This is a genomic window from Vibrio fluminensis, from assembly GCF_015278125.1.
Taxonomy (GTDB): domain Bacteria; phylum Pseudomonadota; class Gammaproteobacteria; order Enterobacterales; family Vibrionaceae; genus Vibrio; species Vibrio fluminensis.
Window position 1 is genome coordinate 78,449 of record NZ_JADILO010000003.1, and the last position, 26,969, is coordinate 105,417.

Sequence of the window (26,969 nt, forward strand, 5' to 3'; positions counted from 1 at the left end):
GTGACGGGCTCATCGGAGAGCCCATTTGAAAACACTAGCGTTAATAGAGCAATATCATCCCCTGATAACCACCAATCTCTACCTGTGAAACATAATCGCCTATGTTGCCTTGGCTATCGACCACGCGCATCGGTTGTGGCAAGGTAATCGTGATTGGCTCTGCTGAGTAGTAATCGGCATTACGTCCAGAAAAGTCGGTACGATAAAGCACTCTTCCTTTGCTGAATTCGCGTGCAAGCACCATCTCTTCGGGTGCCCCAGTCACCACTTGACGCTCAGATTGATAGGCAAAGTAAGTGTAGGTAGGAAGCAACTGCGTCGCGCCATTAGGTAGATCAGCATGCACAACAGACGTTGCGGTCGAATCTCCGACAATTGTGTAATCGGCAGGCGTAGGAGTCAGTGTAGACATCATCAATGGAATAGCTTGGTATCCATCCGGAATTGTATTGGCGGGCTCACCAATATCAATCGCTTGCAGCGCCGCTGGCTGATAGGCAACGTTTTTCGCAACACCAGCCTGCCAGAAATTACTCTCGGTGGTGTTGTCACTGCCATAAATAAAGTCGTTATTCCACTGATTGAAATAGCTGTATTGTGGGTAAAAATTAAGATAAAACGCCGCCAAGCTTGAGTATTGATCTTGCTGCCAGTTCTCTTGGCTGTTACCAAAATATTGAACTCTTCCGTAGCGGGTCGTCGCTTGAAAAATTACGCTATTTCCCTGCTCAGCCAGTGCTGAGTTGTCCCAAAACTTAGCGATGCCTGCGTAACCGGTAAATCCTGTAGATGGAAACAAGTAATGCTCTCGTAAATAGAGTGAGCCCGCATCCACCAAATGATTTTGACCATTACGTCCATAAAGGTTGGCAGCACCGATATTCAACCCAATCAACGCTTCGGCTTCTCTCTGTGCGAGACGATTGAGAAAAGAAGAAAACTGCTGCTTATACAGAGAGTCCGCCGCATCGCTATCAACTACCAGACCGAGCTCAGTCACCGTCCCGCCGGAGTAAACCGTAAACTGATTAGCACCAATTAACTTATTGGTATCATCATTGTATGCACCATTAAGCCCTTGCTCCGCCCACTCAACTGAGTAGAAATCATACATCGCATCAAGGAAGCCTAAACTGGCTATATTGGTGATTGCCCATGATGAGTTCTGGCTCCACATTCGTCCAAATGGAATCACCCGAGATTCCCATCTAAAGCGCGCCGTAGCATTTTTATTACTGCGATTTTTGTATTCATTCCAAGAAAGGTAGTTGTCTTGATTGAGATCCGCTGAGACATCAAAACCACGCACCTTGCGCCACGTTTTGATCTCACTGCCACTTGGTGTATGTGTGGGTGCATCAGTGAGTTTAACCACAGGGAAACTATTTTTGAGTTTGACTTCTTTAAGCCTTGGGCGCACATCTTGCTCACTACCTTGCCAAGTAATTCTCACCGCATAGAGCCGACCACCATCTCGCAGAAACGTAGAACCAAAATATTGCCCGCTACCATAACTGGCTCCACTGCCATCATGAGTGCTCGCTCGCGCCCAGTCGCTGGGCAATTGCCATACAAGATTGCCATTTTGAGTCATGGTTTGCGTACTATCATGACGGAGATCGAATCGTGACCAAGCCGACACTTGTCCGCGCGCATCAACTCGTGAGGGGTACTCGACGATAAATGAACCACCACTGCCAAGCTGGCTAAAATTAAGCTCGATTTGATCAAACATCTCTGCATGATAGATATACAGCGCGCCTCCCTTGCTATGATGCTCGAACACATCCGCATCCCATGGTGATTGCTGATATAGCCAAAAACCGGCGTGATCACTGCTCGTGGTATAGCCAACGATCATCGGCTTACGATTTAGAATGGTTTTCTCACCATGAGAAGGCTCAATTTCCGCTAAAACCGTATCTTCAGAGAAATGGAGGAAGAAGTCTTCATAATTGAGACCGTTTAACTCCGCATAGTTGCGCAAGTCGTTCTCTAGCTTTCCACTGTTTAATTCAAGCTTCTGGTTGTACATGTAACCAACCGCCTTGGTGCGCTCGTTATCACTTTTGTTCGCATATGAGCCAAACACGATATCTGCATGTCGCAACTCCCACTTAATCACCTCACTGGCTGTGATTGGGCGCCCGCTTAAATCCACACCATCTTGATGTTGCCCCGGCAGTATCAGTGCTGTTCCCGCGCGTAATGAAGAGACATATAGCATTATGTTACTTGCCATCACCCATAACTTTACGCTCGGTGCTTTCACTACGATTCACCCCTTTACTCAGCGCCCATCAATCCAATAGTAGTTCACCAAACTTAAATACCTAGTCTTCCAGCATGATTAATTCCCTCCCCAACTATTAATATAACTACCAACAAAGTACAGGCATCTATTAATTGGTTAAATCATCAATAACGTTAAGTAATACTCTCTTCATCAATGAGAAATAGTAGAGAACTGGATAGGTTGATTGTTTTTTAATCAAACCCTATGATAGCAGTGCAAGGAAGGTTATATATGGATATCAACACACTACTTTTATTTGCCGTGGCCTGTTTGACGATCAACCTTATTCCAGGTCCTGATGTCGTCTACATTGTCTCGAATACGATGAAAGGCAAAATGACCACAGGCATCAAAGCCGCACTTGGTTTGGGTGCTGGCTATTTTGTCCACACGCTCGCCGCATGCCTCGGGCTTTCGGCGATTATTGTTAGCTCGGCATTGGCTTTTACTGCGGTGAAGTGGCTCGGCGCCGCTTATCTCGTTTACTTAGGTGTGCAAGCTCTGCTGTCCGCTTGGCGTGGTGACAGCAGTTTACAGATGAACCAATCAACAGAATCCAACCGAAACGTGTTTATGCAAGGTGTTGTAGTTAGTGTACTCAACCCGAAAGTCGCCTTATTCTTTCTCTCTTTTTTACCGCAGTTTATCGATATATCAGCAGGGGCAACATCGACACAACTGCTGATGCTCGGGCTAATTTTTAGCGCTCTGGCAACGGGTTGCAATTTGCTCTACGCGACATTAGGCAGTTGGCTATTCAGCCACCCCAACTCGATGCGCTACTCGCGCGCGCTTGAAAGTGTTTCTGGGGTATTACTGATTGGTTTAGCGGGCAAAATTGCGCTGAGTGATAAGTGATCATAAATGCTAACGATCCCCAGCGATGCACTGACACTCGAATACCCCCAAGGCACTAGGGAATGCGCCATGGTTTACGGTATCGAACTGCGCTTCAAAGCATAACGATCAAGCAATCCCCAACCTAACCAAAAAAATACAGTCAAAGAAATTGCGGTAATGATTGCTGGCGTCGGATTTTCCAGTGAACTAATTGAACCTGCATAAGCGGCAATAAAGCTGTAGGGTAAATTGACCGTACACCACGCGAGCATGAACTTAATAAATGACATTCGGCTTATCCCAGACATACACGCAGTGACTTCAGGAAGAATTGGCATTGCTCTAGAAAGAAGAATCATCAAAACACCGTGACGATTGAATTTTTCTCGTAGTTCCTTACGTTGCTGCACATCTTTTACTACTATGTTGACGATCTTCTCACCAAACAGGTCACTCAAAATATAGCCACCAGCGCCCGCGAGTAAAGTCCCAGTGAAAGCCGCCAAGCCTCCGATATAAACACCAGCAAAATAACCACCTAACATCATGATAGAAAGCGTGGGAACGGCAATAAACAAGTCGAGAAACAACAGGAAGACAACCACCAAAGCGACTGTACCAATACTCAACGTATTGGCTTCTGTTAACCAAACTTCGATCTGATCTAATGTCAGCCAACCCATCGCATTGGCTAAAATGAAGGTGGAAGCAAAGCATAACGCCATAATGCCCATCAGTTTAAGTAAAGGTGCCATATTTACTCCTTAAGGATAACGAATCTTGATTTAGTGAGGAAAAGAGGTGCCTGTGCACTGACACTCGCACTAGAAAAACTTGGTGCTGCAGCGCTTAACTTTTAGCGCTTGCTATGTTCTCTTGAGGATCCGGCGCGCCACATTCGGTGCAAAAGCGAGCAATACGCGTAAAAAACGAATCGCACCGATATCAAAATCTTTCTCACTTTTCTCAATACCATTAATGATGGCGGACGCAGCCGATTCAGGGGACATCTTATTCTTCCCTCTGCCTTTCGTCATATCAGTGTCCACCAAGGGCAAAAATGCTTGCTGAACTCGAATTGCCGAGTTCTCAAATTGATAGCGCAAACTTTGTGAAAAGATATTGAGTGCGCCTTTGCTGGCGCAATACACAGCCGAGGAGGTTTTAGGTACAAGACCCAGCGCCGAATTCACGTTAACGATTCGAGCCGGTTTAGACTTACTTAGAGCGGGGAGTAACCCATGAATCAAGGCACAAACAGAGGTGAAGTTGGTGTTTATTTCCCGCTCTACTGTGGCGAAAACAAAGGTATCTTCATGAATTTGTGGCATAAACTGCACTGCGGCATTGTTGATTAATACATCAACTTTCGGCAGATCTTGTGCAAGTTCTTGGCCTAGTTGGTGGACATGTCTGACACTTTCCAAATCAACTTGATAAGTCATGATCGTTGGATATTGATCTTTGAGAGCATGCAGCTTCTTTTGATCTCTACCTAAAACGATCAACTGATTGTCACGAGCCAGTTGTGCGACGAGTTGTCGCCCTACCCCTGACGTCCCCCCTGTAAGCACGATGTATTTGTTCGAAAGTTCCATGTTGACTCCCTATTCCTCTGTATAGAAAGGAAGAATAGCGAGCTTAGATCGACAAAACTTTAACAAACGTTAAAGTCAAACATCTTTGTGCGGTTGCCGCTGATAGGCGTTTTGTACGCCGAGTTTGGCGCGAATGCGAGAAAGAGAGACTTCGGTAATCCCCAAGTAGGAAGCAATATGATAATTGGTTAATGATTGCGCCAATTTGGGTGAATCGAAAATAAATTGTAGATACAATTCTGTTGGAGATAGTAGAAGTAAATCGGCTTCACGTGCCTCTTTTTTCAATGCCAAATCCGTAACCATGGAAGAGAAAGCATTCTGCCACCCAACACAGCTTCCACTCAGTGTTTTTAACGCTTTTGCCGATATTTCGAAGCACTCACCATCAGAGAGAGCTTCGCAATAAAAACGCGCAGGTAAATCTCGTGCAAAAGAAGAAAGGCATGCAGAAATGTCCCCCTGTTGGAGAAAAGATTTATTGCGACGATTTCCTTCAGATGTAAGGTAGAAATTACATAAAGTGCCTTGAAAGACAAAACGTACCTTGTCGACAACTTCGCCTGCGATAAAAAGGGAATCCCCTTTCAAAAAAGATTTCGGCGAACCTTGTTCAACAAAAGCCTGCCACTCTTCATCACTAATAACGAAGCGTTGACGCATATGTTGTTCAAATCTATCAAAGTGCTTTTGTTGCTGCACCGGACTTCCCCAATCAAAATATATCCACAAACATACGTCTGTATAGCGTTTGTCGATCTCACCGCATATAAACTCGTGTCGATGATGTAACCCTGATCACAATTCTACTTTTATCCGCTTTCGCAATAGCTTCATTGTTCACTCAGCAGTTGAACTGTCTCAACAAATTCACCAATAACTCGATGCGCTACTCGCGCGCGCTTGAAAGTGTGTCTGGGGTATTACTGATTGGTTTAGCGGGCAAAATTGCGCTGAGTGATAAGTAAATCCTCTAGAATGTCGAAAAGGCGAGTAACTTATACTCGCCTTTTCGTTTAACCAAACCTAACGAATAAGATCGTTAATTGCTTGTATTAAGGCTTCAATGCCACGCTCTACTTTGCGGCGGCTGCAACCTAAATTCATGCGAATATAGCTCTGCCCTTGCTCGCCATAGTGAGAGCCTTGCATAATAGCCACTTTGTACTGCTTCACTAAGCGTATGTTTAGCTCCTCCATATCGATATTCAGCGGCGCTAAATTGATCCACGCTAAATAGGTCGCTTCTGGAATATCGTAGCTCAGTTGCGGGAAGTTATGCTCAAGAGTCCGCTTTACATATTGGTGGTTATCCAACAAATAATCTTTCAGTTCGTCTAGCCATTGCTCACCATCATTATATGCCGCCATCAAACCAAGTACGCCCAAAATAGGCGGGGAAGACAATCCATCAACTTGCTTTAAATTAACAAGATAACGCTCCCTAGACTCCGTATCAGCAATAAAAGCATAGGCACCATTCAAGGCGGGAATATTGAACGATTTCGATGCTGAACTTACTAATGCCCACCGTTCATTAGTTGAAAATCCTTGCCATGGCGTATGGGGTTGAAAGCTGATATCCATATGTATTTCATCACTAATTACTGCGACTTGATGGCGTTCACAGAGCAAAGCAATGCGTTGTAGCTCTTCACGAGTCCAAACTTTTCCAGTCGGATTATGAGGGCTACACAGTAGCAATATTGTGTTTTCAGGCTTAGCCAACAATACTTCAAATTGTTGCCAATCCTTTTCATATTTTGTCCCTGACTTAAACAGTTCACATTTCACAGCCTGACGATTCAAGCCCGTGAGCATATGACCAAATGCATCATAAGCTGGAGTGTGAATCACCACACCTTGGTGCTCCGCACTCCATTGGCGGATCAGTTGTGAAATAATATAGATCACTGACGGACCATACACCAAAGTTTCACGGTCAAATTGAGCATCAAAACGTTTTTTAAACCAGTACGTTACCGCATCTTTATAGTCATCATGGTTCCAACGACTGTAGCCCCAAACTGGGTGTTTTGTTCGCTCATTAATCGCGTTGAGTACACACTCAGGCGCAGCAAAATCCATATCAGAGATCGTAAATGGCAATAGATCCGCTTCACCAAATCTATCTTGCACGTAATCCCATTGAGTACAATAAGTACCTCGTCGATCAATTTCTTTATCAAACATAGCAAAACTCTAAAAGAAAAGAGCCATATCACTATGGCTCTTGAGTACAAACTAGACTAACAACTTACCCATCGCATTTTTCAGCATATGCACCTGAGGTCCAATAACCACCTGTATCGCCTGGCTATCAAGTTTAATCACACCAAGCGCCCCTAACTTTTTCAGTTGCTGATCAGAGACCTTCTCCATGTCATGTACCGTCATACGTAAACGCGTAATACAGTTGTCGAGTGAAGCAATATTCTCTTTACCACCCATCGCATCAATAAACTGTGTTGCTTTCAACTCACCCGCCTGTTTAGTGGTTGAGACCTTTTCCATTTGGCTGCAATCTTCATCCGCCGCACGTCCTGGGGTCATGATATCCCACTTTTCAATTGCCCAACGGAATGTGAAGTAGTAAAGAGAGAAGAACAACGGACCAATCCACAACAAATGTAGCCATCCAGTATGTGTTCCTTGCAGCATGCCAAAAGTAAACAGATCAATCACGTTGCCATCTGTATTACCGATAGTATGGTTAACTAAGTTCATGACCAAGAAGCCTAGACCGTAAAAACAGGCATGTGCGACGTACAAAGCAGGCGCGATAAACAGGAACATAAATAGAATCGGTTCGGTAATACCACCTACCGCACACGCGATGATACCTGAAATAATCAATCCCTTAATCGCTGGTCGGTTTTCTAATCGAGCCGATTTGTAGATTGCGAACGCCGCACCCGGTAAACCAAACAACATTGCTGGCATCTTGCCGCCCGACAAGAATGCAGTCGCAGACGAGGAGATTGGTAAGTCTGCACCTAACTGAGCGTAAAATATGTTTAGTGCGCCGTGAACACTTTCACCATTAATAACTTGCGAGCCACCGATTTCGGTAAAACGCACCATTGAAGAAACGATGTGATGCAATCCAAATGGAAGCAATAACATTTCGCTCGTTCCGTAAAGGAATGGACCAAATGGACCTGATACGGCAATCAATTGTCCGATCGAGTTGATACCTGCCTGCACTGGTGGCCAAATAAATGGTACCGCCAGACCAACGACAGACATTACGATGGTGGTAATAATGGGTACAAATCGCGCGCCGCTCCAAAATGCAAAAGCATCATGGAATTGGATCTCACGGAAACGCTCATGCAGCTTGTAAACGATAATACCGGTAATAACGCCGCCTAATACGCCCGTATCTATCGTCTCTATACCGAGAATAGTTTTGATAGTCGCACCTTCAATCCCTCCAGATACAGTTAAATAAGTATTAACCGCTAAGTTCATGACCGAGTAACCGACGAAACCAGATAGTGCCGCAACGCCTTTGTCTTCTTTAACCAACCCTAGTGGAATGGCCATTGCAAATAATATAGGTAGAAAGATAAACGTCGCCAAACCAATTTTGACCATAAAGGTGAAAATAGCTTGTAGCCATGGCGCGCTTAAAAATGGCAAAGCTTCTTGAACAGCAGAGCCACCAAAGCCAGCTCCCACACCCAGTAAAATACCGGAGAATGCGAGCAAAGCAATTGGCAGCATGAACGTCTTACCGAGAGATTGAAAAAATCCCCATATTGAATGATTCATATACTGGTTCCTTGTTCTTTAAAATAGAAAAACTAGCTTCTAACAAACGCTTTTATTGTCGCAATTTCATACCCTTCACTCTCACCATAAGGCGCAATGTGGTACTCACCCACATTCGCTGGAACAATAAAGGTTTCGGCATAATGCACAACGAAAGGTTTAAATTTATTGGCTGGACTTGTGACAATCGCCTCACGTCCTTCAATTAAGTTCAATACATTGACTTTGCCATCCGTGTTGTGACAAACAGACTTGGTAAACCAATGACGGCGAGTTTCAATAAACTCACGTTGATGTAAACCGGTACGCTCTTCTTTCCAGCCATCACCTTCATTGATCGGCGTAATAGCATTGACGAGATTTTGCTCTACCCACTGAGTGTCACGGTCCCACTGAATAACCTCTTTACCATGATCTAAATGCACAGGCCTTGGTAATCCATCCAAACCTAGTCGCCCCCAGTCCCATAACTTAAACGTAAAGATGTAAGGGGTGGCGCTAATTTCAAGCACCATGGTATTGCTACCTGAACAGTGAATCGTACCGGCAGGGATCAAGAAATGATCATGCTTTTTAGCTGGGAATTGATTGATGAATTTTTGATCGTCAAACGCTGGGCCACCACGCTGTGCTTCATACAGCGCGTCCATCATTTCATCAGGATCCACGCCCGTTTTCGTCCCTAGATAGACACACGAATCTTCATCCGCCTCCAGCATGTAGTAGCTTTCATCTTGGGTATAATGCATTCCAAATTCTTGCTGGATATACTCGGTTAGAGGGTGTACTTGCAGACTCAAGTTCTGGCCTTGCATGGTATCGAGAAAATCAAAACGAATTGGAAACTCAGCACCAAACCTTGCGTGCACTTCCTCACCCAATAGGGCTTGCGGTTGCAGAAGTACAAGGTTTTGAGAAGGGAGTTCAACCAATAAATCGGCAAACTTTAGAACAAGGCTGTTTTCTTCCGGTACGCAGTCAAAACACCATGCATAGTTCGGCTTATCTTCATCAAGCTCACAGACCTCTTTCATCCATTGTCCACCCCATACGCCAGGGTCAAAAAAGGGAACAACACGAAATGGCTGCTCAGTCACTTGCTGAAGACCGGCGTTCAAAGCCTGTCCGGTAATCAGTGTTATCTTCTGTGGATTGTTGGTATCGAGGAAAAAATCTGTCTTCGGTAAGAATTGAGCCTTATGGCGATCGAAGACGCGCCATTCAATGAAGAACGCTCGCTTGTAGCGACGCAAAATATCTTCAGACGTATTGTCTGCGCCCCAGTTACCTAGCTTGCCACTTCTAAAGCGCTGTTGGATCTCCCAACGAGCCAAATCAGCGTAGACATGAGTATCGGCCTTCGCAAATAACGACGCACCATGACCATAAACCACCACTAGGCCTGTCGATATTGCTGCTATTTGCTGGCTTATTAGTTCAAGTTTGTGTGGATGGAAAAATTCTACCAACTTGTGGGGAGCCATCACACCAAAAACACGATCTTCGGTAATATGGCGATCAAGCTTGGTAACAATCTCTTCTTCACTCAACTTAGCATCGTCAGTAAAGAACACGTGCTCACAGTCCAGTTTAGCAATTAACTGTTCCAATAGTTCTTGGTGATCCACGCCATGATAGGTATCAATGATCAACACATGACGACTCGATTTCACTCGAGATCGAAGTTGGGTGATGACGTCGGTCCAACCTTGCCACGCTTGATCGTCATATCCCAGAACCTCTACATGAGGAAACTTGTCATAGTTGGGAGTGCGGTCTAAATACATCTGAAATCTTCCGGTTACTGCTTCTAGCCCGATAGTAATCAAGGTTAATAAGTAACCTCAAATTGGTTAACGTGGTTAACCTATCGAAAAGCAGTTAACTTCAGACAACAAAGCTTGAATTGTTACTATGATCACAGCAGGAACGGGGAAAATTCGAGTAAAAATAGGTTAAACGATTAACCTAGAGTTCGCCTATGTCAAAAGCCACTATCTCCGACGTTGCAAAATACTGCCAAGTATCGACCGCTACCGTTTCTATGGTCCTAACAAACAAAGGGCGTATCTCCGAAAAAACAAGAGAAAAAGTCTTAAATGCGATCGATGAACTTGGTTATATCTATAACCAATCCGCAGCAAATTTGCGCCATAAACGAAGTAATTTGGTTGGCTTACTGATCCCTGATATCACTAACCCCTTCTATGCTGAACTTATTGCAGGCCTCAGCCACTTACTTGAAGCCCATGATTCATTGTTGTTCTTAGCTAACACAGAAGACAACGTCGCCAAACAAAATAAGCTTATCGATTCACTCATCAGTCAAAATGCTGGAGGTTTGGTGCTTTGCGCCGCCAAGGAGACCGATATGGGTTTTCTGCGTACCGTGAAAAAACGAGGCATTCCTATCGTATTGGCAGTGAGGCCGATGATGGATGAATCATTCGATTATGTCGGAACGAATAGCTTCATGGGCGTGCAAATGGCAACTGAACATCTGTTGCGATTGGGGCATCGCAACATCGCCTTTATTGGCGGCGCACTAAATTCGCAAACTCGTTCGCAAAGACTCGGTGGGTATATGTCGAAACTAATCGAATACGGCATCTCTCCAAACGAAAACTATATTGTCAGTTGTGGTGCCAACCGAGCAGAAGGCGCCAACGCAACGACTCGGCTATTGCAAAAACACCCTGAGATTAGTGCGGTAATTGCGTATCAAGACATTGTTGCTTTTGGTGTCATGCGCGCAGCGAAGGCGATGGGACGTGATGTCGGGAAAAATATCGCGGTAGTAGGCTTTGACGATGTTCCAGATGCAGCTGACACATCCCCCAGCCTCACCACAGTCTCAGTGTCGGCGCAGCAAATCGGTGTGGCAGCTGGAGAATTAATACTTTCGAAGATGGCTGGGCAAAGCAATGAAATCAAAAGCTTAATTTACCCTCCCAAATTGATGATCAGGCAGTCTTGCGGCAGTGGGAAAAATTAGTCAGTTTGAGACGGCTGCTTTTGTGTTAATTGCTATAAGAAACGGAGCAAACGCATATGCTCCGCTTAATCTAACTACCTCAACAAATTCACCAATAACTCATCTTTGTTTTTCAGTGAATAACAGCCACGATAGACACGTCTCAATTCCATGACCTGCTCTCTTGGCGATTTAGCATAAAACTGATTTAAGTACACTGAAGAGTCAGGATATCCGAGTTCTTGAGCCGCTCGCTTAAACATCCCTTCAATTTTAGCAAAGTCCCGTTGAGCAAATAAAACCGTAAAGTTTTCGCAGTTATTGTTACTTGCTAGCGCCGGTTGAGTCCAAAGCATAGCGAGCGCAACACCAATGATAAGACAGGCAGTTTGCCCACCTTTACGACCACTAAAGCGAAGCATTTTCTCGGTTCTCAATTGCAAATTGCTTCATTTCTTTGACCAAAGACTTAATGTACTCATTCTTATCTTGAATTGTCTTAGCGGAAGCTAAATTCATATTGAGTTTGCCATGTAAATCTTCAATTCGCTGCGAAAGATCAGTCGCAACGACAGTTTGACTGGTCGAGGTTTCATGAACCACTGCATTAATAGAAGCCAGCTTCTCAGTGCTATTATTGATCACTTCGAATGCCTCATTTAGCTGCTTGGACAAAGCAAATGATTTCTTAATTATCGCTTGGTTTTTATTGATATGATCTTGCGCTTTACCACTGAAAGTATTTAGCCTTTCAACAGCTTCTTTAATCGCCAAGGTGTTCTGCTGTGTTTGCAACGAAAGCTTACGCACCTCGCTTGCTACCACCGAAAACCCCTTACCATGCTCCCCTGCTCGCGCTGCTTCTATTGAAGCATTTAATGCGAGCAATGCCGTTTGGCTCGAGATCTGGTTAATCGTATCTACCACACCATTAATGTTGTTAGAGCACTCAAATAGCTGATTGAAAATAGGGGCAGAATCGCTGATCGATGTAAACACCTGCTGAGCAATTTGACTGTCATACTCCATTAAGCGTCGGCCACTTTGTAGGTTATTCAGTACTGCTTCCGTTGCTTCATGTGCAACTGCCGCTTCATGACTCACACTTTGCGATGTTGAAGAGAGCTCAACGGTAGAGGCCGAGATCTGCTCTAAATCAAGGAAGCACTCTTCTGTCTTCGCCACATTACGTTTTAAACTTTCATATGAGGCGATATAAGAACTATGAAGCTCCATCAGAAAGTTAGCGACATCATCATTGAGTTCTTTTTGCTTAAGTTTAGCTCGCACCAATAAGGCGAAAAGCAACATTGCAATGAATGACATCACTATGGCTAAGCGTTGCACTAAATTGTCGTCCAGAATTGATACAGCGTAATAAGTTGAGATGGGTGCTGCTGAAACCATCATCAAGAGAACTGCTATTACTTTGAAATTCACGTTTTCGTCGCCTCAAAAACGCGAGTTTGTATTATGACAATCTCAAACTAGCTCACGACACTTTAGCTTTGTATCCGTACAAAAAACAAACAGCCCTGTTCCTCTCAAAACACCGTCTATGCAGGAAATATCCTACACACTTAACTGGTCAGAAAAACAACAACAAACCCACACTCATTTAATTACTCGAAGCATTTCCACTTTATTTTTTCGCCCAATCACGATACGGCGTTGCTTTTTAGCGCCATTCGTCAGTTAAGGGGCTTTTTTCTTGCTAGAAATGCCTCAATTTCTTCACTTTCCTCACTACGATACGTAAAGAACGCAAGTAGTCAGAAAGTAATAATTGTCGAAACGATAAGTTGCAGTTGTTATCCACAATTGGTTCGCCTTTCGCTGCCCCTTTTGAGTAAAGCAAGATATACTGCTAAGGCAATCTTGACTAAAAGGCTATTTATGAGTGATTCAGCTTCTGTAACCATTCCGCGCGATCCGATGGAACGCTTTAATATCTTCTTCAAAACATCTGCAGAAACAAAGAAAATCTGGTTGTTAATCGATGAACATGGCAGCGTATTACTCAACACCGATGATGAAGAATGTGTGCCAGTATGGCCAACTGAAGAGCACGCTCTGCAGTGGGCAACTGAAGAATGGGAAGGCTTTACTGCTGAGCCAATCTCAATCGCGAAATGGAAAAGCCGCTGGACTATGGGTCTAGAGCAAGACGACCTTTCTATCGTCGTTTTCCCTGACGCAGAAGGTGAAGGCGTAGTGCTTTACCCAGATGAATTTGAATTTGAAATCGTTAAGCGCGAACGTAGTTAAGCGCTGCAATTCTCTTCTATCAAGCGATGCTCAAAGCATCGCTTTTTTTATATTAAAGCCAGTGACTTTGCGTAACAAACGTTAGGCGAAGGCTTTTGCTTTTGCAATCTGATTGGCTTTGCTAAAATGCCGCCCTTTCGCAGATCTAAACTGCACACTTGTTTGAGAAAAACCAATGAAAGACAACCTAGCGATAATCGGGCTAATTAACCCTAAAAGCCCCGAAAATGTGGGTGCGGTAATGAGAGCGGTAGGTTGTTATCAAGCTAACGAAGTACTCTATACAGGTACTCGCTATGATCGTGCTGCAAAGTTCGCGACCGATACAAAAAGTGTCCGTGAACACACGCCACTACAAGGCGTAAACTGTATTCTGGACGCAATTCCACAAGATACTCAAATTGTCTGCGTTGAACTGGCGCTAGGTGCGACACCACTGCCTCAGTTTCAACACCCAGAAAAAGCGGTGTATATTTTTGGCCCAGAAGATGGATCTATTCCTCAAGAGATTGCTGATCGCGCCGATCACGTCGTATATGTCCCAACGGTTGGCTGCATGAACCTCGCCGCTTCTGTGAATGTTCTACTTTACGACCGCTTAGCAAAATCAGAATCTATGGTGATGGGTGATGAACTCATTCTCTCAAGCCGTGATAACCGCAACAAGTTACGTGTTAAACAGCCTAGTGATTCTGCGGCTTAAGTAGATTCTAAAATGAAAAAGGGTACTTACCGTGAGATAAGTACCCGACTCCACACAAGAACCCATTAGGGTCTATTTTTCACCTACTAAGGTTTAGCCCAGGAAGGCTGGCAACATACCGAGCATAGATAGGATGTGGAAAATCGCAGTTAGCACACCGAAGGCAATAACGATAACAAGCATTACATTACCGCCCGGCGCCATAAAGCCCTCATGACCATCTTTGCGAGCACGAGATTTGTACGCCAGCATCGCAGGGACAATACATGCCCAAACGGTCGCCGCTGCGCCTGCGTAGCCAATCGCGATAACAAAGCCGAATGGGAACAGTAGCGACATGATTAGTGGTGGGAAGAATGTCACAGCCCACGACTTAGTGCGACCTTGCTTAGTGTCGTCAAATCTAAATAAGTCAGCAATAAAGTCAAAAACACCTAAACCTACGCCGATAAATGATGACAATAACGCCGCCATTGAGAAACTGTTGATAGCGTTAGCCACATTCTCAGAAGCAATCACTGAACCTAAGGCAGATAGAAGTACATCTACGTTACCGCCTTGCTCAATCACAGGGCCAAACTGGTTACGCGGTAAGTTACCGTAGATTGAAACCATCCAAAGTAGATATAGTGTCAAAGCGATAACGGTGCCGCCTAGAATCGCGTATTTAGCACGACGCTCTTCACCATAGTATGCACGCATTGAAGATACCGAGTGGTGGTAACCAAAAGAGGTTAGCGCTACCGGTAGCATCGCCATTGCAAAAGGTGCATAACTGCTTTGTTTATTGGCGGTATCAAATAACACGGCAAGGTCGATGTTTAGCGCCATGCCAGACACACCAAACACGAAGCTAAAAATCATGAAAGCGATAAGAACAACGGAGATGCGATCCACAGCTCGAGTTGAGTGCCAAACAAAGGTCGAGAAAACTAATACAAACAAGATTGACGCAATTTTGCTGTTAACACCTAGCATCCCTTCCAGAATCAGACCTGAAGAGGTGATGTAAGCGTACAACAAGATGCCGCCAACGAAATATACAGTTAAGTTGTTGAAGTTGTTAACACCTGAGCCAAGCATATCCTTGGTTACCGTGTTAAATGAAACTTTTAAATCATAGTGCTTAAACGCTTCTAGTAGCATCCAGCCAGAAATGGTCATTATCGCCATTGTTAATGTAATTGCAATGACAGACCAAGTAGTCCATGCGCCAGCACCTGCACTTGGGAGCCCTAACATACCCGCGCCTACACACACACTGGCGATAATACACGAGCCACCTAATAGTGAGGGAGATCCTTTCATATGTATTTCTCTTTGTTATATTTCACGTTATTGGATAAGACTGTCTCTTAAGCTAAGTGATTTTTTATAATGGGGCTTAAGATATGGCGTGCCCAATTTGGGCACGCCAATGACATTACGCTTCAGCTAACTCTTTGTTTTCCGGAGCTGCTGTTACTTCTGCCTCAACTTCTTTCAAGCGAGCAGTAAAGTGACGAAGTACTGCTGGTTCGTATGTGAAATCCAAACCTTTCACGTTCTTCGCGTTTTCTTTTACTTTTTGGAATGCTTCGATAACGAAATCCATGTGCGTTTGCGTGTAAGTCGCACGAGGAATTGTTAGACGTAGCAGTTCAGCTGGACACGGATGCTGCTTACCAGTTGCTGGGTCGCGACCTAGTAGCATTGAGCCAATTTCTACTGCACGGATACCTGCCACTTTGTATAGCTCACAAGCCAAAGCGTGTGCTGGGAATTGGTGCGCAGGGATATGTGGAAGCAGTTTACCTGCATCAACGAATGCTGCGTGACCACCAGCTTGCTGACAAACTACACCGATCGCTTCTAGGCCATTTACCAAGTATTCGATTTGGTTAATACGGTAAGCTAGCCATTCTTGACGCATACCATCACGTAGACCAACAGCTAGACGCTCCATTGCGCCGCCTTCTAGGCCACCGTACGTTGGGAAGCCTTCTTGAACCACACAAAGAGTACGACACTCAGTGTACACATCCATGAATGATTCATCTTTAAAACAAAGTAGACCACCCATCTGTACCATTGCATCTTTCTTAGCTGACATTGCTAGGCCATCAGCATACTTGTATGTTTCGTACGTGATTTGCTCAATAGTCCAATCTTTGTAGCCTTCTTCACGCTGTTGGATGAAGTATGCGTTTTCTGCAAAACGTGCAGAGTCCATAATCACAGGAATGCCGTGTTTTTGCGCCAATTCGTACACAGCTTTCAAGTTAGCGATAGATACCGGCTGACCACCTGCTGAGTTACATGTGATAGTACTTACAATGTAAGGTACATTGTTTGGACCTGCTTCTAGAATTGCTGCTTCTAGCTTCTCTAAATCAAAGTTACCTTTAAAGTCTGCTGTTACTGCAGTATCAAAAGCTTCATCAGTGTATACGTTCTTCGCCACACAGCAGTTAACTTGAGTATGACCTTGAGTGGTGTCGAAGAAGTAGTTAGATAGCGCAACCATCTTAGAACGATCTAGACCGCGCTCTTTTTCCGCTTTCTTGATAAGCACAGGGATGTAGATCTGCTCCGCACCACGACCTTGGTGAGTAGGGATGGTTAGCTCGTAACCAAAGATCTCTTTCACTGCATTAGAAAGCGCGTAGTAGCTGCGGCTGCCGCTGTATGCTTCATCACCAAGTAACATTGCTGCTTGCATTTGTTGAGTGATAGAACCAGTGCCACTATCGGTTAGCAAATCGATAAACACGTCTTCACTGTCTAGCAAGAATGGGTTCATACCCGCTTTTAAGATCGCTTCTTCACGGTACTCACGTGTAGTACGTTTTACTGGCTCAACAACGCGAATACGGAATGGTTCTGGTAGGTGTTTGAAGTTTTCCATGATAATACCTTTTATTTCTATATTGTGCATACGCACTTTATTTTAAATATAATCACTCGCATCTTTATTAAAATTAAGATGTAGAGTTTCAGACCAAATTAATTAAATATTAATTTAGCGATAAATTTTAACTGATTTAATTTAAACAACTAAAACAAAAGCTAATAGAAAGCCGAATACAATCAATTGGAGGAAATTGTATTTTGAATGCGCTCAGATTTTGAGTAGTTGAACCATCAAGCTAGTACAAGCCTGACGAGGCAAGGCTGCCCTAGATGTGATCAGAAGAAGGTAAGATAGATAGCGTGTGGTCGCGTGTGTACCAAGCTAACGATGTTAGCCATATTTCATATTGCATATTGAGGCACATTTTCATCTTATGTTCCTTCGTTGAAAGCAATTAGTGGGTTGACGGTTTCAGTATTATACAAGCAGAGTAATTAATACACTGAAATAAACAGCAAATGTGATCTGGATAAAAAACCGTCCTAAATATGAATTAAAGATGTCGTAAGTATCACAGTTAAAGCCATTTTGGTGATATTGCGCACTATTATTTATTCTTTTATTCAAAATAATATTTTTGATTAGTTATCAACAATATAAAAGAACAAGTCATTTACTATATTAATTTTTGAATCAAAGAAAAAATATTGCGTTCCAATGACTAGCTCAATTACACATATGTATATACTCAAGTAACCTCAAGATACTTGGAATTGCTTGGTTTGAAGACAAGACAACGATTTGAAGATCTAATGGCTCTAAATCCACAATCGTTGACGGGATGTACGAACCAAACAAACTCGCCCTTGAATTCACGTACGAAGTGCAACTCTCTATCATTCAGCTTTTAGGCTATTTAAAAATTTTATCGATACAAAAAAAACACAATATGCACCAACGCTCAATCGCTCGGTTTTATATAAAACACCGTTAGAGCCATAAGCTTACGCTGACAGACACCTTATCATTGCTGAGCCCAAGTAAAGCCAAATTGCATCAAAGCGCTATAAAATCACACGCATATTTATATCTATCGATGTTTTAAATCTTAAGGGAAAACAGTATTTATCATTCAACTTTCAAAACGCTATCACTTCAAATAGTTATTGTTTTGAACAATTTTAATTGTTGGTTCTCGTTTCATGCAGTCAGTATTTTCTGACATGAAGTACAAAATAATAGTCGTCATAGCCTTAAGAAGGCAGATCTTGATCATAAGAACGAACTCAAATTCAATATGTTACAAATATGGATGTAGAAACAAATGACTAAACATATTCCCAAATGGGTCACCACATTTTCGCTAAAATCGCTGCTGCTAATCCCTCTGGCTCTTACTCTTACTCTTTTTGCCGGCGTTCTAGTGTTGATGTACATGAACTTAAATCACGTACAAAGCCAATCTGACATTGTGACTCAGCAGGTCGAAAGATCCGAAGCCGCGGCAAGACTTGATGAGAGTTGGGCAAATGTTCGAATACTGACTCGCGATATGTTCGGCGGAGATGTAAATAGCATGTCGGATCAAATGGAGAAGATCGATAGCGAAATTCAGAACATCAACGTAATCATTGAACAATATTTCTCTCAATCAACGCTTGAAACTCAACAAGAGCGCGTCGCTATTGCCCAAATCACTGAGTCAATGGCTGCGTATAAAGACTTACTTGAACAATCCTCGGACAATTATCAAAAAGTGTACGACCTTTGGTGGCTCGAGACGCCACAAATGTGGAAACCATTATTTTATATGGTCAACAAAGTCGATGAGTACGCTGAAAACAATGATGACCTTGAGACTTTTACCTGGACCGTTGAAGGACAAAAGCTTGTCAACAACTTAGACTACTTCTACTCTCGCCTTTCACAAATCATCTCTATGCATCAGTTAGTGGAAATCGACTTAATGAAGATGTTCCACACTAATGCAGAAAAAACATTAAATCAGTTTAGCTATGTGCCGGCAGTTGCGGATTTCAAAGCGTTTACTTTTGATGAATTCTCCAACACCATGAATGGTGCGATAGAGTTATTGCAACAAGATGCGCAAATTGAGCTCCGTCGACTAGATTACGCTGCGAATGTAAGAGAGCAGATCGATAATATCGTTAAACTCAGTTTAGAACATCGACAAACAGCAACCACGGCCAGTAACGACGCAATTGAACAACTGCGCCTGATCCAAATCGCAGCTTGGTTATTCGCTGCGACCGTCGCGACTATTATGACGCTCTACTTGGCCCATCATATTCTTGATATTTTTAAACGGTTGTCAGCCTCTCTTGGTGCGATGTCGAAAAAAGATCTCTCTGTCCACTCTCAAATTAAAGGACGTAATGAGTTCGCCAAACTGGCACAAGATATGGAAGCATCGATTCTAACTATGTCGAAAGTCATCAACGAAGTCCGTGACCAAAGCAATGAGGTTTCTTCATCTTCGACTCAACTTGCCGCGGTCATGACTGAAGCATCCGCCAATGCCGAAGAACAAAGTAGCCAAGTGGATCAAATTGCGACTGCGGTAACTGAAATGTCGACGTCATCAAGTGTGGTAGCAAAAACCGCTAAACATACTGAGTCAAATGCATCGTCTGCGCTTGAAGCTTGTTATGACGGACATGAAATTGTTGAGCAAAACAAACGCTACGCCGAAGTTCTAACATCGGAACTCAATGAAACTGCGGAAGTGGTTGAAGAGTTGAAACAACGCTGTCATAGCATTGGCGAAGTTGCTGGGGTAATAAACAGCATCTCTGAGCAAACGAACCTGCTTGCGCTGAACGCCGCAATTGAAGCAGCCCGAGCCGGTGAATATGGTCGCGGGTTTGCAGTCGTTGCCGATGAAGTGCGCGCTTTAGCAGCTAAGACACAGCAATCAACCGGGCGTATCCAAAATATCATCTCCGAATTACAAGAAAATTCAGATTTGGCGCAAGGACGAGTGAACAGCTGTTTGAAGCGAGTGGTTACCGTTCATCAATCATCACAGGAAGCGGTTGATAAGCTAGCATCGATTCAAAGTTCGGTCTCTGGTATCAATAACAGCGCAGCCGAAATGTCGGTCGCAGCACAGCAACAAGCCCATGCGGCAGAAGAGATAAGTTCGTCACTCAACGGCATCAAAGATGTGATTGAACAAAACGTCACAGGTATTGAACAATCGAGCCAAGCATCAAGTTTTCTTTCAGAGTTGTCTGAGAGTCAAAGTCGGATGCTAAGAGAGTTTAAACTTCAAGGCTAATCCTGCAACAAGAAATAAGAAAAGCCCAGATCGGGCTTTTCTTACATTGAGGACAAGAACTAGAAATAATAATTAGTCGAAACTGTCCAGTAACTAGCACTCGAGAAACTGTCAGACTGGTATTTATAGTTAACCCCAACACCAAGCTCTGGCATTAACTCGTACTCTACGCCAACCGCACCAATCAATCCAAGCTCATTACTGCTTTTTGAACCGCTAGCAACGGTATTCTTGCCGGTGAAATCGTACTGAGTGTATGTCGCGCCTACTTTCACTTTTAGATCCCATTCGCGATCGTTAGTCAAAGACATTTTGTATACCGGAGCAAGGACAAACTGCGTGCTCTCTAGCGTCGTTTGATAATGTGTATTGTGAGTACCGGTGTATTGATTTTTCTGATAACCAAATTCTACCGCCCAACTCTTATCCAACACATAACCAGCATTTAGCCCTAAAAATATATCGTCAGAGTCTGGGCTAACACTAACATTTTTCGTGCTATCAACGACTTTGATATCATGGTGAGGGACTGCGCGTCCCATTTCTAATCCAACGTATGGAGAAGCAAAAGCTGGCAAAGAAAGAGCCAACAACGGGAATAAACAAATTTTCTTCATGTATAACAACCAATATAAGAACGCGCGTATTGTATTGGCGTTCGCACAATTAGTTAACCATTACCAATCAGTTCTGACGTAAGAAATTTCTCACACGACAGTTTGAGTAAACTCTGTACAAAGTTATTGTTTTTACAAAAACTTTTTGTTGATTATCTCAAGCTTTACACTTCCATTCAAAATACTTTAGTTGTCTACTTATCATCCTTAACCTGCTCTTATTTTGTCCTTCAATGGCTCGTTTGGTGTTGTAATTATTTATGAGCCGGACTATATTATGACCCATAACAGCATATGACCCATTTTAGTCGTTGAGGTATAACGATGACGCAGTATCTCTACACCCGCTTTTCGCCCAAGAATCAAGCCTATCAAGAGCATGTTGCCGCGCTGCGCGCGTTTGCCCCTGAAGCTAAACACATCGAAGACCAAGTTCGTGGATTTGTCCCTCCACTAGAGCGACCAGCATTTAAGCAGATGTTTGATGCCCTTCAGGATGGCGATACAGTCGTCGTCTGGTGGCTAACCGCATTTGGCAAAGACTTTAGCCAAGTGAACGCAACCGTAAGGCTGCTTTTAAACAAAGGGGTAACACTGCAATTGATGTGTGAACCCATTTGCTTTGAGCCAAATTCCCAACAGAGTGAGACCCTACTCAGTTTGCTATTCGGCTATGAGAAAGTACAAACCATGCATCGCCTTTTTGCTGCCGAACAAGGACGCCAAGCGATCAAAAATGATCCTCAGCTTTGGCAGAAAAAGTTCCGTGGACGTCCAGCGGATCGCGCTAAGCACAAACAAATCGCCACCTTACTCTTAGAGGGACACACACTACAAAGTATTGCCGAACAGTGTGATGTGAGCCTGTCTACGGTGAAACGAGTGAAAGCCAAACTTAACCAAATTGATGATGAAGGCGGACTGAGACGCCGTGGACACATCCACCAGCGTGGTGGTGACGAATCGTGAATAAAGCTTTCGATATCAAAACCATACTGCTCGCCTGCCTGATCATTAGTGTTGGGCAATTGAGCATGGGCTTAGTTTTCCCTTCTCTGCCTTGGATCGCGAAAGACTTCTCTATTTCACTTGATCAAGCGCAGTTGTTAGTGAGTATCTACTTACTTGGCTTTGGTCCATCGCAGTTCCTCTATGGCCCTATATCTGATGCGCTGGGGCGCAAAGTTGTACTGCTAAGTGGGCTACTGATCGCCATGACTGGCTTGGTGATGATCATCTGCTTGAGTGACTCATTTACCGGTATGATTGCCGGTCGTTTTCTACAAGGGTTAGGGACTGGCTGCTGCGCTGTGCTTGCTCGCGCCTCGACCCGCGATCGCTTTAATGGACCGGATCTACCGCTAGCCATGTCTTACATTGCGATGGCAGCCTCGATTACCCCGCTATTTGCACCGGTAATTGGCGGTTTTATTAACTTCCATTTCGGCTGGAGCATGGTGTTTATCTCATTGCTTTGCTATGTGTCGCTGGCTTGGATCATTATCGCTTTTCGCTTTCAAGAAACCGTTGCACAACGTTCAAAAGTACCCTCTGCGAAGAAAATGCTGCTGCAGTACCGTGAGCTTATCACTTCGCGTTACTTCATGAGCTTTGCCAGCATTGGTTGGCTCAACTTCGCTTTGATGATCACCACGGTTTCAGTGATGCCATTCATTATGCAGAACCAAATTGGCATGACATCTGACGAATACGCGATGTGGGCGATCATCCCAGCCCTTGGGATGCTTGCGGGTACCAGTATTTGCAATCGCATCCGCCCCATTATTGGCAGTAAAAAAATGCTGTTTTGGACGCCGGTATTGCATTTATGTGCCGCAACTTGGCTATTCTTCTGCCCTGTCGAGCCGCTTTATCTGATGCTGGGACAACTGATGATGATTCTTGGCAACGGTATTGCCATGCCGACTGCCCAAGCGATGGTCATGCTGCCGTATCGAAAACACGCAGGCGCAGCCGCAGCCATGTCGGGCGGTGGTCAAATGGTGGTATCGTCAATTGTCAGCATGGCGTTAGTCCAATTAGGCCTCAGCCAAGCGTGGCACTTATCGCTAGTGATTGTGCTATTCGCAAGCATTACGTTGGCCAACATCTTTAGAGGTTTTAGTTGTCCTGAACCGCAGGAAGACTAAGCAACCAGTAACACATTGAGAGTCTGTTTTTTTGCTCAGGCTCTCTCTATTAGAGCTCAAACTTTTTCTCTTTTATCCACCCAAGTTATACTCTTGCCGCCTCGATTAACGTAGCATTTCCTTGTGCAGGAGCATACTTACCTTGCTGACTATCGATTCTGATATCTATCATTCAGACCAAATCCTAGCGTTGTTACAAAGCAATGCTCATTCATTGAAGTTTCGTCAAACACGCTTATCCAAAGCACAAAAAGTCATGAATCAAGGTGACGAAATCGGTGAAGTGTTGTTTATTATCCAAGGCACGATCTCTCTATCCCGAACGTCAGAGAGTGGACATCGTTATCAGTTAGGCAGCTTCAAACACAACGGATTTCTGGGGCTAATGGAACTATTTTCTGGCAAGCCGTGTTTCTATTCGGTGATCGCTGATTCAGACTGTCAGGCTTATATTCTCGATGGCAAAGCATTTCATAATCTTGTTTGTCACACGCCAGAACTTGCCGCTCATACGTTTAAGCATCTCACCTCTAAATGGTATTTATCAGTTGAGAGGATGACGCGTAATATCCTTCATTCCATTACCTATTGCGTCGCTGATGATTTACTAAACTATGCGAACCAGACACCAAACCAAGCCTATGTGATCAACAAAAGCCTTGAGTGTGAACGCCTTGGTACTAGTTTGCGAGTCTACAACCGAATACTAAAACAGTTAGAGTTACGCTCGGCAATCAAAGTACATAGAAAGCAGATTGAAATATTAGACACTGATGCGCTCAAGCAGGTTCTCAGTGAAGAAGCAGACAAATAAAAGCGACACTCAAGGTGTCGCTTCACTCTAATCTACGAGCTTTCGCTCTTAGTTCCAGCGTTCGTGGTTAAGAATGTTTTCAGAGGTAAAATTCGGGTAAGCCATCTTCCAAGTATTCAAACCAGAATATTCATCGGTTGAATATTGAGCAAAAAAGTTATCCAGCTCTTGTGACATTTTATCTTGTAGCGCTTGCTGAGGAGGCTCAGACAGATATCTTTCACCCATAGGGTTACTTAAGTCATACCAGTTATCTTGAGGAGTACCATCTTTTTTGTAGTAACGAACCAGTTTCCAGTGACCGTTAGTGATCATGCGTGAATTACCACGTTCAGCGATATGGTATTCCTTCCAGTTACGTACTCTTTCCCCTTTCATCATATCAAGTAATGACTGGCCTGGGCCATAGCTATAATCGTACGCTTTGCCAGGCGTCGCAGCATCTAAAATTGTTGCGTGTAAATCGAGCAAACTGACAAATTCACCACGCACCTGTTTAGGACGAGCCATATGCTCTGGCGCTTTTATCACAAAGGGAATTCGGATTGTTTCTTCATAATAGTTATATGGGAAACTCGCATTCACTTTACCGTATAAACCATACTGCCCCATCAACAAGCCGTGATCTGACACAAATGCAATCATAGTATTGTCGAGCACACCACGTCCCTCTAAACCATCAAGCAATTGGCCTAACTGATCATCAAGCAGTGTAACAGCCGCAAGGTATTGCGCTAACGTCTCTTCGTGGTTGTCTGGCGTTAAGGTAAAGTCGCTCATGTTGTCCAATACCGAGTTGCCACCGAAGGAAACCACTTTGTGGGCAATCGGGCGATATTTTTCAACCAAACGCTCAGGTAGACCTTCGAACGGGAAATGAGGCTCTACGTAGTTCAAGCTAACAAAAAAAGGCTTGTCGCTCTGTTGGTCGACAAACTTAAGCGTCTCTTTTGTCAAAAACTGAGCTTGGATACCGGTATGCTCAACCTCTCGACCATCATCTGAAAAGAGTACGGTACCACTGTGTAGATATTGATTTTTCCAACCACTTTTCAGTGCGTCATAGCTTAACCAACGATCAAAACCGCGAATTGGATATTTACTATCTGTTGTAGCATGCCATTTTCCAATCAGCGCGGTGCGATAACCTAGATCTTGCATGCGTTCAGAAAGCAGTTTTTCACCATCCAGCCAATTAGCATCAAATTCTGGATTTTCCGCTAAGAAGTCATATACACCATGTTGAGATGGCATTTTTCCGGTGTGGAATGACGCCCTCGCCGCACTACTTACTGGTGCTGGCGTCATGCCGTTTTCAAAGCGCACCCCAGTTTCCGCTAGGTATTCTAGGTTTGGTGTTTCGATGTATTTCTCATTGCGTAAGCTAGATGCCCACTCACCAAGATCGTCAGCCATAATAACGATAATATTAGGCTGTTCTTGTTTTGGTTCAGCAACCGCAATAGAGCTTAATGTCAGCGCGCCCAGTGCAAAAGCACTGGTCATCGCATTGAGCTTAAACTTCATGATTTACTCCGTGTTTTTTCTTTTTGTGCAATGATGTCCATGATGGCAAATGCAGGGTAGCCAGCCTCATGTAATTGTTTCATTAGTTGAAGATAAGGTGCGCTATAGGAGAAAAAAGTCTTATAGCCTTTGCATAAATAATTTTGCTCAGCGCGTTGTGCTCTCGACAAAGCAAACCGGTGTTTAGGACAGCCTCCGTTGCAGAGCGAAAGGTATTGGCACCCACGACATTCCGCCGATAGCTGAGTTTGCTTAGCTTGAGCAAACGTGCGATTAGTTTGGCTTTGATTTAAAGTAGATAAGCTAATTTGCCCGATATTACCCAACTTAAACTCGGGGTAAACGTAGTGATCGCAAGCATACACATCGCCATTCGCCTCCAAGGCAAACGCACTACCACAGGTTGGAGAAAAGACACAGATTTGCGCTGACTCGCCAGCGGTTAAGGCATAAGTGTTTTCGAACCATTGCACCCAAACTCGTCCAACATCAGCACGCACCCAGTGGTGGAAAATTGTGGACATAAACAGGCCAAACTTTTCCCCATCTACACTCCAACTCGTCACTCGAGTCGCTTCTAAACGTTTAGGATGAAGCAACGTAAGACCATCTTGGGTCGTCACTTCTGCCTTGCGCTCAACTAAAGGGATGAATTGCATATGTTGGCTACCCAACTGTTTTAGGTAGTCATAAACTTCTTCCGGGTGCTCAACGTTCACGTTGCTCACCACCGTTAAGGTATTAAAATCGACTTGATGACGTTTAAGCATATCTATCGCCGCTTCAACTAAATGGTGAGTTGGCTTACCACTCCTAGTACGTCGATACTGATCGTGAAGCTCGCGAGGTCCATCAATCGATATACCTATTAAAAAGTTGTTTTGCTTAAAAAACTGACACCACTCATCATCAAGTAAAATCCCATTGGTTTGAAAGGTGTTAATTATCTCCTTACCTTTGCTGTATTGTTGCTGCAATTTCACGGCTTGTTGATAAAACGCCAATCCAAGCAAAGTTGGCTCACCACCTTGCCAAGCAAACACCACCTGCTCACCTGCCTGCGCTTCGATATGTTGTTGGACATAAAGGTCGAGCGTTTCGAGGCTCATATATTGCCGCTGACTTGGCTCTGGATATAAATGATGCTTTTCCAAGTAGAAACAATAACTACAGTCAATATTGCATTTTGAGCTACTGGGCTTTGCCATTACATGGCAATGGGTTGGTGAGTGGTTCATAGCGTTCTCCTAAACTGAGGCAGATGCTAGAAA

At 44.0% G+C, this 26,969-nt stretch carries 22 protein-coding genes; 8 read left to right on the forward strand and 14 right to left on the reverse strand.

Going from position 1 to position 26,969, the window contains the following annotated elements; all coding sequences use genetic code 11:
- Positions 1-40: 40 nt before the first annotated feature.
- Positions 41-2,242: a hypothetical protein gene (locus IRQ95_RS04140; RefSeq protein WP_194435735.1), complete on the reverse strand. Its 2,202-nt coding sequence runs from the start codon at positions 2,240-2,242 to the stop codon at positions 41-43.
- Between the two features lie 285 nt (positions 2,243-2,527).
- Here IRQ95_RS04140 and IRQ95_RS04145 point away from each other — a divergent pair, with 285 nt between their 5' ends.
- Positions 2,528-3,154: a LysE family translocator gene (locus IRQ95_RS04145; RefSeq protein ID WP_194435736.1), complete on the forward strand. Its 627-nt coding sequence runs from the start codon at positions 2,528-2,530 to the stop codon at positions 3,152-3,154.
- A gap of 74 nt (positions 3,155-3,228) precedes the next feature.
- On the opposite strand, the gene IRQ95_RS04150 is transcribed toward IRQ95_RS04145, so the two are convergent.
- The 6 genes from IRQ95_RS04150 to IRQ95_RS04180 form a co-directional block, all read right to left on the reverse strand.
- Positions 3,229-3,891 carry a TVP38/TMEM64 family protein gene (locus tag IRQ95_RS04150; RefSeq protein WP_194435737.1) on the reverse strand — a complete coding sequence of 221 codons (663 nt, stop codon included), beginning with the start codon at positions 3,889-3,891 and terminating at the stop codon, positions 3,229-3,231.
- Positions 3,892-4,002: 111 nt separating this feature from the next.
- A complete protein-coding gene (locus IRQ95_RS04155; protein ID WP_194435738.1) occupies positions 4,003-4,734 on the reverse strand; it encodes an SDR family oxidoreductase in 732 nt (243 codons plus the stop codon).
- Positions 4,735-4,809: 75 nt separating this feature from the next.
- The gene (locus IRQ95_RS04160) at positions 4,810-5,436 is read right to left on the reverse strand and encodes a Crp/Fnr family transcriptional regulator (protein WP_348541578.1); all 627 of its coding nucleotides are present in this window, start codon (positions 5,434-5,436) and stop codon (positions 4,810-4,812) included.
- Between the two features lie 324 nt (positions 5,437-5,760).
- Positions 5,761-6,927: a MalY/PatB family protein gene (locus tag IRQ95_RS04170; protein ID WP_194435739.1), complete on the reverse strand. Its 1,167-nt coding sequence runs from the start codon at positions 6,925-6,927 to the stop codon at positions 5,761-5,763.
- Between the two features lie 51 nt (positions 6,928-6,978).
- Positions 6,979-8,511, reverse strand: a complete 1,533-nt coding sequence (gene malX, locus IRQ95_RS04175) for a maltose/glucose-specific PTS transporter subunit IIBC (protein ID WP_194435740.1) — start codon at positions 8,509-8,511, stop codon at positions 6,979-6,981.
- Between the two features lie 32 nt (positions 8,512-8,543).
- Positions 8,544-10,298, reverse strand: a complete 1,755-nt coding sequence (locus IRQ95_RS04180) for a class I mannose-6-phosphate isomerase (RefSeq protein ID WP_194435741.1) — start codon at positions 10,296-10,298, stop codon at positions 8,544-8,546.
- Between the two features lie 194 nt (positions 10,299-10,492).
- Here IRQ95_RS04180 and IRQ95_RS04185 point away from each other — a divergent pair, with 194 nt between their 5' ends.
- The gene (locus tag IRQ95_RS04185; protein WP_194435742.1) at positions 10,493-11,506 is read left to right on the forward strand and encodes a LacI family DNA-binding transcriptional regulator; all 1,014 of its coding nucleotides are present in this window, start codon (positions 10,493-10,495) and stop codon (positions 11,504-11,506) included.
- Between the two features lie 74 nt (positions 11,507-11,580).
- On the opposite strand, the gene IRQ95_RS04190 is transcribed toward IRQ95_RS04185, so the two are convergent.
- Together IRQ95_RS04190 and IRQ95_RS04195 are read right to left on the reverse strand one after the other, a co-directional pair.
- Positions 11,581-11,907 carry a hypothetical protein gene (locus IRQ95_RS04190; RefSeq protein WP_194435743.1) on the reverse strand — a complete coding sequence of 109 codons (327 nt, stop codon included), beginning with the start codon at positions 11,905-11,907 and terminating at the stop codon, positions 11,581-11,583.
- A complete protein-coding gene (locus IRQ95_RS04195) occupies positions 11,894-12,925 on the reverse strand; it encodes a methyl-accepting chemotaxis protein (RefSeq protein ID WP_194435744.1) in 1,032 nt (343 codons plus the stop codon). The genes IRQ95_RS04190 and IRQ95_RS04195 overlap by 14 nt, the downstream gene beginning before the upstream one ends.
- Positions 12,926-13,381: 456 nt before the next feature.
- Here IRQ95_RS04195 and IRQ95_RS04200 point away from each other — a divergent pair, with 456 nt between their 5' ends.
- Together IRQ95_RS04200 and IRQ95_RS04205 are read left to right on the forward strand one after the other, a co-directional pair.
- Entirely contained in the window at positions 13,382-13,753 is a 372-nt protein-coding gene (locus tag IRQ95_RS04200) for a DUF2750 domain-containing protein (RefSeq protein WP_194435745.1), read from the forward strand.
- Between the two features lie 175 nt (positions 13,754-13,928).
- Positions 13,929-14,456 (forward strand): RNA methyltransferase, encoded by a 528-nt coding sequence (locus IRQ95_RS04205; RefSeq protein ID WP_194435746.1) that lies wholly within the window; start codon positions 13,929-13,931, stop codon positions 14,454-14,456.
- 93 nt (positions 14,457-14,549) lie between these two features.
- Here IRQ95_RS04205 and IRQ95_RS04210 read toward each other — a convergent pair whose 3' ends face one another.
- Positions 14,550-15,764 (reverse strand): aromatic amino acid transport family protein, encoded by a 1,215-nt coding sequence (locus tag IRQ95_RS04210; protein WP_194435747.1) that lies wholly within the window; start codon positions 15,762-15,764, stop codon positions 14,550-14,552.
- 115 nt (positions 15,765-15,879) lie between these two features.
- A complete protein-coding gene (tnaA, locus tag IRQ95_RS04215; protein WP_194435748.1) occupies positions 15,880-17,343 on the reverse strand; it encodes a tryptophanase in 1,464 nt (487 codons plus the stop codon).
- A 1,270-nt stretch (positions 17,344-18,613) separates the two neighbouring features.
- On the opposite strand from tnaA, the gene IRQ95_RS04220 reads away from it, so the two are divergent.
- A complete protein-coding gene (locus IRQ95_RS04220; RefSeq protein ID WP_194435750.1) occupies positions 18,614-20,590 on the forward strand; it encodes a methyl-accepting chemotaxis protein in 1,977 nt (658 codons plus the stop codon).
- A 59-nt stretch (positions 20,591-20,649) separates the two neighbouring features.
- On the opposite strand, the gene IRQ95_RS04225 is transcribed toward IRQ95_RS04220, so the two are convergent.
- A complete protein-coding gene (locus IRQ95_RS04225) occupies positions 20,650-21,207 on the reverse strand; it encodes an AcfA family outer membrane beta-barrel protein (RefSeq protein WP_194435751.1) in 558 nt (185 codons plus the stop codon).
- Positions 21,208-21,531: 324 nt separating this feature from the next.
- Here IRQ95_RS04225 and IRQ95_RS04230 point away from each other — a divergent pair, with 324 nt between their 5' ends.
- The 3 genes from IRQ95_RS04230 (at position 21,532) to IRQ95_RS04240 (ending at position 24,171) form a co-directional block, all read left to right on the forward strand.
- Entirely contained in the window at positions 21,532-22,176 is a 645-nt protein-coding gene (locus IRQ95_RS04230) for a recombinase family protein (RefSeq protein ID WP_194435753.1), read from the forward strand.
- Complete coding sequence (locus tag IRQ95_RS04235) at positions 22,173-23,357, forward strand: MFS transporter (RefSeq protein WP_194435754.1); 1,185 nt, start codon at positions 22,173-22,175, stop codon at positions 23,355-23,357. Before IRQ95_RS04230 ends, IRQ95_RS04235 begins: the two co-directional genes overlap by 4 nt.
- A 142-nt stretch (positions 23,358-23,499) precedes the next feature.
- On the forward strand, positions 23,500-24,171 hold the full coding sequence (locus IRQ95_RS04240) for a Crp/Fnr family transcriptional regulator (RefSeq protein WP_194435756.1): 672 nt from the start codon (positions 23,500-23,502) through the stop codon (positions 24,169-24,171).
- Between the two features lie 48 nt (positions 24,172-24,219).
- Here the strand turns inward: IRQ95_RS04240 and IRQ95_RS04245 are convergent, their stop codons facing one another.
- Together IRQ95_RS04245 and IRQ95_RS04250 are read right to left on the reverse strand one after the other, a co-directional pair.
- Positions 24,220-25,698 (reverse strand): sulfatase family protein, encoded by a 1,479-nt coding sequence (locus IRQ95_RS04245; protein ID WP_228481259.1) that lies wholly within the window; start codon positions 25,696-25,698, stop codon positions 24,220-24,222.
- Positions 25,695-26,936: an anaerobic sulfatase maturase gene (locus IRQ95_RS04250; RefSeq protein WP_194435758.1), complete on the reverse strand. Its 1,242-nt coding sequence runs from the start codon at positions 26,934-26,936 to the stop codon at positions 25,695-25,697. The genes IRQ95_RS04245 and IRQ95_RS04250 overlap by 4 nt, the downstream gene beginning before the upstream one ends.
- Positions 26,937-26,969: the final 33 nt, after the last annotated feature.

Coding starts and splice junctions, on each gene's coding strand:
- IRQ95_RS04140 (WP_194435735.1), bottom strand. CDS start 2,242: ATGGCAAGTAACATAATGCTATATGTCTCTTCATTACGCGCGGGAACA.
- IRQ95_RS04145 (WP_194435736.1), top strand. CDS start 2,528: ATGGATATCAACACACTACTTTTATTTGCCGTGGCCTGTTTGACGATC.
- IRQ95_RS04150 (WP_194435737.1), bottom strand. CDS start 3,891: ATGGCACCTTTACTTAAACTGATGGGCATTATGGCGTTATGCTTTGCT.
- IRQ95_RS04155 (WP_194435738.1), bottom strand. CDS start 4,734: ATGGAACTTTCGAACAAATACATCGTGCTTACAGGGGGGACGTCAGGG.
- IRQ95_RS04170 (WP_194435739.1), bottom strand. CDS start 6,927: ATGTTTGATAAAGAAATTGATCGACGAGGTACTTATTGTACTCAATGG.
- malX (WP_194435740.1), bottom strand. CDS start 8,511: ATGAATCATTCAATATGGGGATTTTTTCAATCTCTCGGTAAGACGTTC.
- IRQ95_RS04180 (WP_194435741.1), bottom strand. CDS start 10,298: ATGTATTTAGACCGCACTCCCAACTATGACAAGTTTCCTCATGTAGAG.
- IRQ95_RS04185 (WP_194435742.1), top strand. CDS start 10,493: ATGTCAAAAGCCACTATCTCCGACGTTGCAAAATACTGCCAAGTATCG.
- IRQ95_RS04190 (WP_194435743.1), bottom strand. CDS start 11,907: ATGCTTCGCTTTAGTGGTCGTAAAGGTGGGCAAACTGCCTGTCTTATC.
- IRQ95_RS04200 (WP_194435745.1), top strand. CDS start 13,382: ATGAGTGATTCAGCTTCTGTAACCATTCCGCGCGATCCGATGGAACGC.
- IRQ95_RS04205 (WP_194435746.1), top strand. CDS start 13,929: ATGAAAGACAACCTAGCGATAATCGGGCTAATTAACCCTAAAAGCCCC.
- IRQ95_RS04210 (WP_194435747.1), bottom strand. CDS start 15,764: ATGAAAGGATCTCCCTCACTATTAGGTGGCTCGTGTATTATCGCCAGT.
- tnaA (WP_194435748.1), bottom strand. CDS start 17,343: ATGGAAAACTTCAAACACCTACCAGAACCATTCCGTATTCGCGTTGTT.
- IRQ95_RS04220 (WP_194435750.1), top strand. CDS start 18,614: ATGACTAAACATATTCCCAAATGGGTCACCACATTTTCGCTAAAATCG.
- IRQ95_RS04225 (WP_194435751.1), bottom strand. CDS start 21,207: ATGAAGAAAATTTGTTTATTCCCGTTGTTGGCTCTTTCTTTGCCAGCT.
- IRQ95_RS04230 (WP_194435753.1), top strand. CDS start 21,532: ATGACGCAGTATCTCTACACCCGCTTTTCGCCCAAGAATCAAGCCTAT.
- IRQ95_RS04245 (WP_228481259.1), bottom strand. CDS start 25,698: ATGAAGTTTAAGCTCAATGCGATGACCAGTGCTTTTGCACTGGGCGCG.
- IRQ95_RS04250 (WP_194435758.1), bottom strand. CDS start 26,936: ATGAACCACTCACCAACCCATTGCCATGTAATGGCAAAGCCCAGTAGC.